At 61.2% G+C, this 9,700-nt stretch carries 7 protein-coding genes; 3 read left to right on the forward strand and 4 right to left on the reverse strand.

The annotated features are described in order from the left end of the window. The first annotated feature begins 78 nt into the window (after positions 1-78). Positions 79-480: a Crp/Fnr family transcriptional regulator gene (locus IG629_RS20105; protein WP_193173696.1), complete on the forward strand. Its 402-nt coding sequence runs from the start codon at positions 79-81 to the stop codon at positions 478-480. A gap of 28 nt (positions 481-508) precedes the next feature. Continuing rightward, positions 509-1,384, forward strand: coding sequence for a BKACE family enzyme (locus tag IG629_RS20110; RefSeq protein WP_193173697.1), 876 nt, complete (start codon positions 509-511; stop codon positions 1,382-1,384). An 84-nt stretch (positions 1,385-1,468) separates the two neighbouring features. Here the strand turns inward: IG629_RS20110 and IG629_RS20115 are convergent, their stop codons facing one another. From IG629_RS20115 to IG629_RS20130, 4 genes are all read right to left on the reverse strand, one after another. Beyond that, positions 1,469-3,865 carry a tetratricopeptide repeat protein gene (locus IG629_RS20115; RefSeq protein ID WP_193173698.1) on the reverse strand — a complete coding sequence of 799 codons (2,397 nt, stop codon included), beginning with the start codon at positions 3,863-3,865 and terminating at the stop codon, positions 1,469-1,471. 277 nt (positions 3,866-4,142) lie between these two features. Beyond that, positions 4,143-5,945 carry a translation elongation factor 4 gene (gene lepA / locus IG629_RS20120; RefSeq protein ID WP_193173699.1) on the reverse strand — a complete coding sequence of 601 codons (1,803 nt, stop codon included), beginning with the start codon at positions 5,943-5,945 and terminating at the stop codon, positions 4,143-4,145. Positions 5,946-6,034: 89 nt separating this feature from the next. Next, positions 6,035-7,039 carry a lipid A deacylase LpxR family protein gene (locus tag IG629_RS20125; RefSeq protein WP_193173700.1) on the reverse strand — a complete coding sequence of 335 codons (1,005 nt, stop codon included), beginning with the start codon at positions 7,037-7,039 and terminating at the stop codon, positions 6,035-6,037. Positions 7,040-7,229: 190 nt separating this feature from the next. Beyond that, positions 7,230-8,633 carry a sensor histidine kinase gene (locus tag IG629_RS20130; protein ID WP_193173701.1) on the reverse strand — a complete coding sequence of 468 codons (1,404 nt, stop codon included), beginning with the start codon at positions 8,631-8,633 and terminating at the stop codon, positions 7,230-7,232. 265 nt (positions 8,634-8,898) lie between these two features. Here IG629_RS20130 and pcaD point away from each other — a divergent pair, with 265 nt between their 5' ends. Further along, positions 8,899-9,684 carry a 3-oxoadipate enol-lactonase gene (gene pcaD, locus IG629_RS20135; protein ID WP_193173702.1) on the forward strand — a complete coding sequence of 262 codons (786 nt, stop codon included), beginning with the start codon at positions 8,899-8,901 and terminating at the stop codon, positions 9,682-9,684. The last annotated feature ends 16 nt before the right edge of the window (positions 9,685-9,700 follow it).

Here is a 9,700-nt window from a genome sequence, read left to right on the forward strand (position 1 = left end):
TTAAGATACACCATTACACTCAAGCGGCGAATGGAGTTAAGCCCTTGAAGATGTTGCGTGTTCGCTGGAGGTCTACCGATGCAATATAAAGAACCGCCTACACGACGCTACAGCAAAGGACAGAAGATCTTTGTTGAGGGCAACGAGGCTCGGGAAGCCTTCATTCTGCGCAGCGGGTCGGTCGAGGTTTCGATCGGTGAAGGCAGGAACCGTAGAGTGCTCGACATCATCACCGCCAATCAGATGTTCGGGGAGATGGGGCTGATCGGGAATATGCCTCGCACGGCCACGGTTAAGTGTCTTGAAGAAACTGTGGTGACCGTGGTCGCGCGGGAGATGATCGAGGACAAGATCGAGGAGATGGATCCCTATATCCGCTATCTCATGCAATCCCTGATCGACCGGTTGGCCCGGACGTCCCAGAAGATCGGGAAAACGCGGCTGCAGCCACTGGACCTGTTGCCCAACCGGGAAAAGTAGCGCGGTGCCCGGCCGGAAAGGACATGCCATGAGCAAGATCTGGCTGGAGGCGGCCGTCAATGGCCCCTGGACCCGGAAAAATCAGCCAGCCATTCCAGTCTCGCCGGAAGAGATCGCCGCTGACTGCATCGCCTGTGCGAAAGCGGGCGCGGCAATCGTCCATTTCCATCCCTACGACACCGAAACCGGCCTGCAGGTCGATACCACCGAGGCCTATGCCGAGGTGATCGAGCGGGTGCGCGAGGTGGATGAGGGCGTGATTATCTACGGCACCCTGCCGATGGCGGGTCTGCCGAACGTCTCCGGCGCCATGTCACCGGAGCAACGCTTCGCCCATGTGAAAGGGCTGGCCGAGCGCGGCCTGATCGAATGGAGCGTGGTCGATCCCGGCAGCACCAACATCACCCATGAGGACTGGATCGCCGAGGGCCGGGAGGGCTTCACCTATCTCAACCCGGAAAGCCATGTCCGCCATGGGCTGGAGCTTTGCGCCGAAAAGGGCTTGCACCCGAGCTACGCCATCTACGAGCCCGGTTTCATCCGCCAGGGCGCGGCCCTGCACCGCGCGACGCCCGGCTGCCCGACCCCGCTCTACCGCTACATGTTCTCAGACCGCCTGACCTTCAGCTTCCCGCCGGAACTCTACGCGCTGGAGGCCTACAACACGCTGCGCGAGGCCGAAGCCCCCGGCACCCCCTGGATGGTGGCAGGCCTCGCCGTCGACATCCGCCCGCTGATTGCGCCAGCGGTAGAACGCGGCGGCCATGTCCGCGTCGGGCTGGAAGACCAGCCGTTTGGGGTGGAGGTGACGAATGTCGCGCTGGTCGAGGAAGCGGCGCGGCTGATCGCAGCGGCAGGCGGCACGCTGGCAACACCGGACGAGGTGCGGGCTGGGCTGAAGTAAACCCGATCACCCTTGGACGTCATCCCTCCCCAAGCCGTCATCCCGTCTTTCAACGGGATGACGACTGAGGCTTGCGCGCCCTTCTTACCCGTCCCCACCCTGCAACCTCGCCAGCGCAGCCCGCGCTCTTTTAAGGTTCTGGTCGATCCCTCTCACATAATGCGCCGCAGTCTCCATTGTGAAAACCGTCAGCGCGTTCTCGTAGGCGTCGATAGCGTTTTTAAGGTTGTTGATGCCATCCGTGCCACCCACACGTTCCCCAAGGGTTCTAAGGACGTTCCCGAGATTATTTTTGGTCACACCCCAGTCAGCAGGCATGTCGGCACGGGTGCGGACTTGCAGCGCATCCATGCAGGCGTCGACTGCGTTTTTGAGGGCGTTGATGCCATCCGCGCCACCCACGCGTTCCCCTAGGGTCCTGAGCGTGTTCCCGAGATTGTTCTTTGTCGCAGCCCAGTCGGCGGGCATTTTGGCGCGGGTGCAGACTTGCAGCGCGTCCTCGAAGGCGGCGACGGCATTATTGAGATTGTTAATGCCGTCCGCCCCGCCGGTGCGTTCCCCAATGATGCTGAGGGCAATCCCAAGATTGTTCTTTGTTACGGCCCAGTCGGCGGGCATTTTGGTGCGGGTGCGGACTTGCAGCGCGTCTTTGAAGGCGGTGGCGGCGTTTTTGAGATCGTCGATGCGGTCCTTCCCTCCTGTGCGTTCTCCAAGGGCTCTGAGTGCATTTCCGAGATTGTTCTTTGTCGCGGCCCAGTTGGCGGGCATTTTGGCGCGGGTGCGGACTTGCAGCGCGTCCTCGAAGGCGGCGACGGCATTATTGAGATTGTTAATGCCGTCCGCCCCGCTGGTGCGTTCCCCGATGATGCTTAGGGTGCTCCCGAGATTGTTCTTTATCGCGGCCCAGTCGGCGGGCATTTTGGCGCGGGTTTGGATTTGCAAGGCGTCCTCGAAGGCATCGACGGCGCGGTAGAGTGCGTTGATACCGTCCGCCCCGCCCACGCGCACCCCGATGATGCTGAGGGTACACCCGAGATTATTTTTTGTATCAGCCCAAGCGGCGGGCATTTTGGCGCGGGTGCGGACTTGCAGCGCGTCTTCGAAGGCGGCGGCGGCGTTTTTGAGATCGTCGATGCCGTCCTCCCCGACTGCGCGCTCCCCAAGGGTGTAGAGGGCATTCCCGAGCAGATTATAGCGATCAGATTTCTCTTCCAATGTTTCCGCCGTCTCCAGCAGCCGTCCGGCGATCGCCACCGCAACTTTCAGCGCGAACGGGTTGCCGCGAATGCGGCCGTCCTTTGTGTATGCGTCCCAGTGCGCCCGCAACGCGGCACGCTGGGCGGCCCGGTCTCCGGGATGTTCCAGCTCGGAGATACGGTCGAGACGGTCTGCAACCGAGGAAGCGTCGAGGGAGAATTCGGCTTGGCGTAAAGCCGCGCGGAGAAGCGTCAGCCCCTTTTGGGATTCCTCTGACCGGCGTTCCGCTTCGCCTCGCTCCCACTCTGCGAAGGCCTTGTCGGCGATTTCGAGGGCCCCTTCGAAATCGCCTCCTCCTGACGTCCTCGCGACGCGGGCCAACACCTCGTCTACAAAATCGCCACTGTTGGTTCCGCGCGCATCCTCCTGCATCATCCTGATGGCTTCATCGACAAGATCTTCGGCGATCGCATAAGCGGCGTCGAAATCGTCAGTCTCGCGCAAAATTCGCCGGAAAAGAGCCCGGAGCATTCCTTCCTGAACGCCGGCTTCATGCGCGGCATCGACCTTCCCTGCTGGCAAGTCGTCGCGCAACCGGTCAATGCGTTCATCGATCTGGTCAAAACGTTTGTGAACGCCTTCGAATCCGGTGGTGACCTTCCCCTTGATGTCCGTCAGTTCGGCGATCAGGAACACGATCCTGAATTGCTCATTGGTCTTGAGCTGCTCTTTCACCTCGACGGAGAAGAAGTCATACCAGCCGTTGCCGCCGGTGCCTTCGATCAGATGCCGGAGCCGCGAGGGGACGGCGCGGCCCGCGTCCGCTGCGATCTCCGTGATGATTGCCTCGTCGGCGCGTTTCCGTGCCAATGCCTGTAAATCGGCGAGGGTCGCGTCGGGGGAAGGGTGGACCATGTAGTCGAGCACGTCCTGAATGCGGTCGCCCGTGAGCACGCCGAAATCTATCGATTTGTCGCTGAGTGTTTTCAGACGTACGGCGATAAAGCTTTGAAGCGCCGCAGAAAAAGCGTGTTCCTCGCTTGCTGACTCATGGCTTGGCAGCTGTTTCAGCGCTCGCTCATTGCGTTTCGCGACTTGTTTGAGAGCGTTGAGCTGCGCTTTGCGAATTTCCCGGATGAATTCTTGCTGTCCGGGCAAGGTCTCGCGGAAATGCGCGATGATCTTCTGCCCCACGGCGGCAGCTCCATCGCCGATGGCCTTCGAGCCAATCGCGCTGGCCGCGAAGCTGGCCATTCCTGGGAGTGTTACAGCTTCTACGGGCATTTGACAGGCTGGCATCCTCAATCGTGGATTGCCATGTTAACCATTCGCTTGGTTGCGCGGCTAGGGGAGAGTGCGGTGGGGGGCGTGAAACTGGTGTGAGCAGGACGGGACAGCGCCACCCGCCCGCCGTCGTCATCCCGACGAAGGTCGGGATCCATGGTGCCGAGGTCACTGCCCTACGAACAGTTGGATCCCGACCTTCGTCGGGATGACGGCTAAAGGTGTGGGATGACGGTTCTGGGGCGGGGAGCGAAGGGCGAAGAGGCCTGGCCGCGCCCTAATTGTCGCCCATCTTGAGAGCTTCGATGAAGGCGGTCTGCGGGATGTCGACATTGCCGAACTGCCGCATCTTCTTTTTGCCTTCCTTCTGCTTCTCCAGCAGCTTTTTCTTCCGGCTGATGTCGCCGCCGTAGCATTTCGCGGTCACGTCCTTGCGCATGGCGCTGACGGTCTCGCGGGCGATGACCTTGCCGCCGATCGCCGCCTGGATGGCGATCTTGAAGAGCTGACGCGGGATGAGGTCCTTCAGGCGGGCGCACATGGCGCGGCCGCGGAAGTCGGCCTGGCTGCGGTGGACGATCATGGAGAGCGCGTCCATCGGCTCGGCATTGACCAGCACGCTGAGCTTCACCAGATCGCCTTCTTCATAGCTTTCCAGCGCATAGTCGAAGCTGGCATAGCCGCGCGAGATGCTTTTCAGGCGGTCGTAGAAATCGAACACCACTTCGTTCAGCGGCAGCTTGTAGACCGCCATGGCCCGGCTGCCGACATAGGTCAGCTCGATCTGCTCGCCGCGCCTTTCGGTGCAGAGCGCGAGGACGGGGCCGAGATATTCGTCCGGCACCATGATCGTCGCCTTGATCCAGGGCTCCTCGATGCTTTCGATCTTCATCACGTCCGGCATGTCCGCCGGGTTGTGCAGCTCGATCTGCTCGCCCTTGGTCAGGTTGATCCGATAGACCACGCTCGGCGCGGTGGTGATCAGGTCGAGATTGAATTCACGTTCCAGCCGCTCCTGGATGATTTCCAGATGCAGCAGGCCGAGGAAGCCGCAGCGGAAGCCGAAGCCGAGCGCGGCGGAGCTTTCCGCCTCGAAGCTGAAGCTGGCATCGTTCAGGCGGAGCTTTTCCAGGCTGTCGCGCAGGTCCGGATAATCGTTGGCATCGACCGGGAACAGGCCGCAGAACACCACCGGAATGCTGGGTTTGAAACCCGGAAGCGGGGAGTCGCAGGGGCGCTTTTCCTCGGTGATGGTGTCACCGACCTGGCAATCGGCCACGGTCTTGATCGAGGCGCTCATGAAGCCGAGCTCGCCCGGGCCAAGCTCCTTGAACTCGGTCAGTTTCGGTGTGAAGGCGCCGACCTTCTCGACCAGGTGCGTCGCCCCGGTCTGCATCAGCTTGATCTTCTGGCCCTTCTTCAGCACGCCCTGGCGCACCCGGACCAGCGCCATGACGCCGAGATAAGCATCGTACCAGCTGTCGACCAGCATGGCCTGGAGCGGTTTCTCGCGCTCGCCCTTCGGGGCCGGCAGGCGCTGCACCAGCGCTTCCAGCACGGCCTTGATGTTGAGCCCGGTCTTGGCCGACACCTCGATCGCGTCCGAGGTGTCGATGCCGATCACGTCCTCGATCTGCTCCTTCACCCGCGGCACGTCGGCGGCGGGCAGGTCGACCTTGTTCAGGACAGGGATGATCTCGTGGTCCTGCTCAATGGCTTGATAGACGTTCGCAAGGGTCTGCGCCTCGACGCCCTGGCTGGCATCGACCACCAGGATCGAGCCTTCGCAAGCGGCGAGAGAGCGGCTGACCTCGTAGGCGAAGTCGACATGGCCTGGCGTGTCCATCAGGTTGATCTGATAGGTCTCGCCATTGTCGGCGGTGTAATACAGCCGCACGGTCTGCGCCTTGATGGTGATACCGCGCTCGCGCTCGATATCCATGCTGTCGAGCACCTGCTCCTTCATCTCCCGGTCGGCAAGGCCGCCGCAGACTTGAATGAGCCGATCGGCCAGCGTGGACTTGCCGTGGTCGATATGGGCGATGATCGCGAAGTTACGGATATGGCTTAGGTCGGTCATGTAGGGCAAATACCGTCAAAGTTGCTGGCCGGGAAAATAGGGCCGACCGGGCATTGTGGCAATGCGGAAACGTTGGAGGCTGATCTGCTTTAAAAGCGGTACGTCACGCCGAGAGAGGTAAATCTGGAAATGACGCTCTCACTGGAGATTTCCGGGCTGCGCAAAACCTGGGTCATGGAGATCCGCGCCTGACCCACCGTGAAGACCACACCGTAGCTCAGATCGCCGACCAGCAAGTTCTTGTCGACCGAGGGGCTGTCCTTGAACGTATTGCCGTCGAGGAAGATATTGCGGGCGACGGCCCGGGCCTCGATTCCGGCGAACAGATACCAGCCGAAATCGTCCACGGGCTCGAAAAAGCCGGAACCCGGCGTGGCGGGCTGGATGCGCGGCGGGCCGTAATCATTCTTCGGCAGATCGTAGCCGAGGCGGAATGTGACGCCCCCGTTCGCATGGGTGAAGACGTTGCCGAGCGCGCCGCCGACATAGGGCGAGGCATCGATCTGGAAACCGTAGGGCTCGCCGACCAGCCGCTCCGCCCATTTCCGCTCGAAGGTCAGCAGCAGGGCCGGCTCGTTCTCCAGCTGAGAGTCCCAGCCGCGCGGCTCGCGGGTATCGATGGCGCTATGCACGAAACTCTGCACCTGCTCGCCGAGGGCGGCCGGGCCAACCACACCGAGGCTGAGCTGCAGGGATGTCAGACTGTCTTTCGTGTCCGCCACGACGCCGACCGAGCCGTAGAGCCAGCCGGCATAGGGCCGGTCTTCCGGGTCCGGGATTTTCCGCTCGATATCCTGCGGCGTGTAGAGATTCTGCCCGAGCTGATAGGTCACGCGGATATCCGCGCCCGGATCGATGAAGGGCGCGGCAGCGTAGCGGACGCCGTGGGGCACCCGGTTCAGCGTGTCCGTGTACTGGATCGAGACCCCGTTCGTGTAGTGCCGGTCGGTGCCGTTGAAGACATCGTTCTCGAAGGTGACGTTGAAGCTGCCGTCGGGTTCATCCCGGGCCGTGTCAGCAAGAACAGGACCGCCGAGAGCGGCGCCAATCGTGGCTGTAGCAACGGCCAGAGTCGCCAGGCGGGTCACACTCATGATTTTCTCGGCGCCATAGTTTCCTTAATTCCCAATGGGATATGGTCTGTCGGATTTTTGAAACAAGGATCGGGAGCACCTGTCTCCAGGCCCCATGTCGCCGGCTGCAAAGGCAAGGATAAGGCTGCGCCCGGGCGCCCGCAATGCGGAAACGGCTTGCGGGAACCTTTGCCGCCATCGTCCCGGAACGTCAATGCAGCAAAAGCCGCCTCGGCAGGTCGATGGCGACAATGGTTCCGGTATCCGCCTCGTTGCTGATGGAGATTTCTCCGCCATGCACTTCGACGAAGCGTTTCGCCAGCGGCAGCGAGAGATCTATTCCGCCGCCCGTTTGCGTCACCGTGGCATTGGTGATGTTGAACGGATTGAAGGCCTCGGTGATCTCGCTGTCCGAGAGCCGGGGGCCGTTGTCCTTCACCTCGATCCGGACTGAACTCTCCGGCTCCGGCCCTGCGCTGACATGGACCGATCCGGTATTCCCCGTGAACCGGAGTGCGCGGATCAGAATGCCTGACAGTGCCTGTTTCAGCAGGTGCTCGTCCCCCTCGACGGAGCCTGTTCCCTCTTCGAAATAGCGGACGATTTCCGCCGGACTGGAGCCGGCTTTCTGACGTGCGGCCTTGATCGCCACTTCGACCAGCGCCACGACATCCAGTGTGGCCGGATTGAAATCGACCCTGTTTGCCTCGAGACGCGAAAGCTCAAGGACCTGATCGACAAAATCCAGAAGTACGCAGGCCGCCTGGTGGATGTCCTGGCCATAGCCCGTATAGCGATCCGCCATCCGCTCCGCGGGGCTTTTGGCGATAATCTCCGAAAAACCCATGATGGCGTTCAGTGGTGTTCTGAGCTCGTGGCTCATATTGGCCAGGAAGGCCGATTTAGCATTGCTGGCGCTGACCGCGAGCTGCCTCTCAACACCGAGTTTTTCGTTCGCGGCTTTCAATGCCGTTGCCTGCTCAAGCAATGTTGCGTTCGCCCGGGCGAGATCCATGCGGGCGCGCAAAAGCTCGGCAACGATCAGGGCAAGGCCGATTGCGACAACGAAGACCTGATCTGCGCTACGGATCAGATTCCCGGCCGGAGTGAAGACGAACAATGGCCAGGGCAGGTGCATCGCGCCTCTGGCGAAGAACAATATCGCCACGGCCCGTCCGGCGAATGTCCGTCGCTTCGTCCAGAACAGAAAAGAGCAGAAGAGATCGACAACCCCGATCAGGACCGGAAGGTAGAGAATGCTGGCCACGCCCCATGTGGCCATTACGATTTCGCTTCCGATCAGGATCGCGCCGGCAGTCCCGAGGATCAGCTTCCAGGGCACTTTGAAATCGACATAGGCCAGGCAGCCGGCGGTAATGAATACCAGCGACAGTACGACCATGGTCGCGCCGACCTGAAAGCGGAAAGGGTGCCAGCCAATCGACATGCCGACCGCGTTATGGATCAAAAGCAGGGCGAGGCAGAAGAAGGAAGCGCCGAAACTCAGCAAGCGCGTCCAGCCAAGCCGATGCCAGAGGAATATGAACGTCAGACTGACGATCAGGGTGACCGTCGCTGAGTAGAAAATCAGCAGGATTTCCGGCGTTATCTGCATTTCATCTGACCCAAGCTCTACGCTCGGCAGATTCTCTGCCGCTCGTCGTGCTCCCAAATTTCAGGTCCCATTCACTTTTTAATCACATTTCAAATAAATCAATCATTTTCCGTTTCTCCGGAAATGCAACGATGTCTTGCGAAATGGTCAGGGCCGTCATGAGGTGACGGCTGCTACGGTGATAATCCGACGTTCAAATCTGCCGGTCTAACCTACGGTGCGCCGGTCGAAGAGCCAGTCGAAGAGCAATAAGGGGGAGGAAGCTATGCCGCATATCGACGCCAACGGAATCACGCTGCATTACCGGATCGACGGGCCGGAGGATGGCAGGCCGCTGCTGCTTTCCAACTCGCTTGCCTCGAACCTGCATATGTGGGACCCGCAGATTGCGGACCTGGCGTCTGCCGGTTTCAAGGTGATCCGCTATGACAGCCGAGGCCATGGCGGGTCCGGTGCGCCGGAAGGTGCTTATTCCATTGAGACGCTGGCCGAGGATGCGGTGGCGCTGCTCGACGGGCTCGGTGTCGACAGGGCGGATTATTGCGGGCTCTCCAAGGGCGGCATGGTCGGTCAGATGCTCGGGGTCAGGCACCGGGACCGGGTGAAGACACTGATCCTGGCCGACACCAGCGCGCATATGCCGACGCAGGAAATGTGGGATGGCCGGGTGCGAACGGTGGAGAAAGGCGGGATGGCGGCCGTTGTCGACGCCACCATCGAGCGCTGGTTCACCCCGGCAAGCCAGCAGCGTCTGAAGCAGGATATCGACATCGTCCGGGAGATGATCCTCGGCACTCCGCCGCAGGGCTTCATCGGTTGCTGCCGGGCGATCCAGGCGATGGATCAGCGCGAGACGATTGGCGGCATCGACACGCCGACGCTGGTGATCGTCGGCGCGGACGATCCGGCAACCACGCCGGAGCATGCTCGCGAGATCCACGGTCTGATCAAGGGCTCCCTCTATGCCGAGATCCCGGAGGCGGCACATTTCTCGAACTTCGAGCAGCCGGATGCCTTTACCAAGGAGATGCTTTCGTTTCTGGGAGCATAACGTAAAGAAAAGCGGA

It is taken from the genome of Nisaea nitritireducens, assembly GCF_014904795.1.
In the GTDB taxonomy this organism is placed as follows: Bacteria; Pseudomonadota; Alphaproteobacteria; order Thalassobaculales; family Thalassobaculaceae; genus Nisaea; species Nisaea nitritireducens.

Bases quoted from the DNA above. Each gene is read 5' to 3' on its own strand.
- IG629_RS20105 (WP_193173696.1), top strand. From the start codon at position 79: ATGCAATATAAAGAACCGCCTACACGACGCTACAGCAAAGGACAGAAG.
- IG629_RS20110 (WP_193173697.1), top strand. From the start codon at position 509: ATGAGCAAGATCTGGCTGGAGGCGGCCGTCAATGGCCCCTGGACCCGG.
- IG629_RS20115 (WP_193173698.1), bottom strand. From the start codon at position 3,865: ATGCCCGTAGAAGCTGTAACACTCCCAGGAATGGCCAGCTTCGCGGCC.
- lepA (WP_193173699.1), bottom strand. From the start codon at position 5,945: ATGACCGACCTAAGCCATATCCGTAACTTCGCGATCATCGCCCATATC.
- IG629_RS20125 (WP_193173700.1), bottom strand. From the start codon at position 7,039: ATGAGTGTGACCCGCCTGGCGACTCTGGCCGTTGCTACAGCCACGATT.
- IG629_RS20130 (WP_193173701.1), bottom strand. From the start codon at position 8,633: ATGCAGATAACGCCGGAAATCCTGCTGATTTTCTACTCAGCGACGGTC.
- pcaD (WP_193173702.1), top strand. From the start codon at position 8,899: ATGCCGCATATCGACGCCAACGGAATCACGCTGCATTACCGGATCGAC.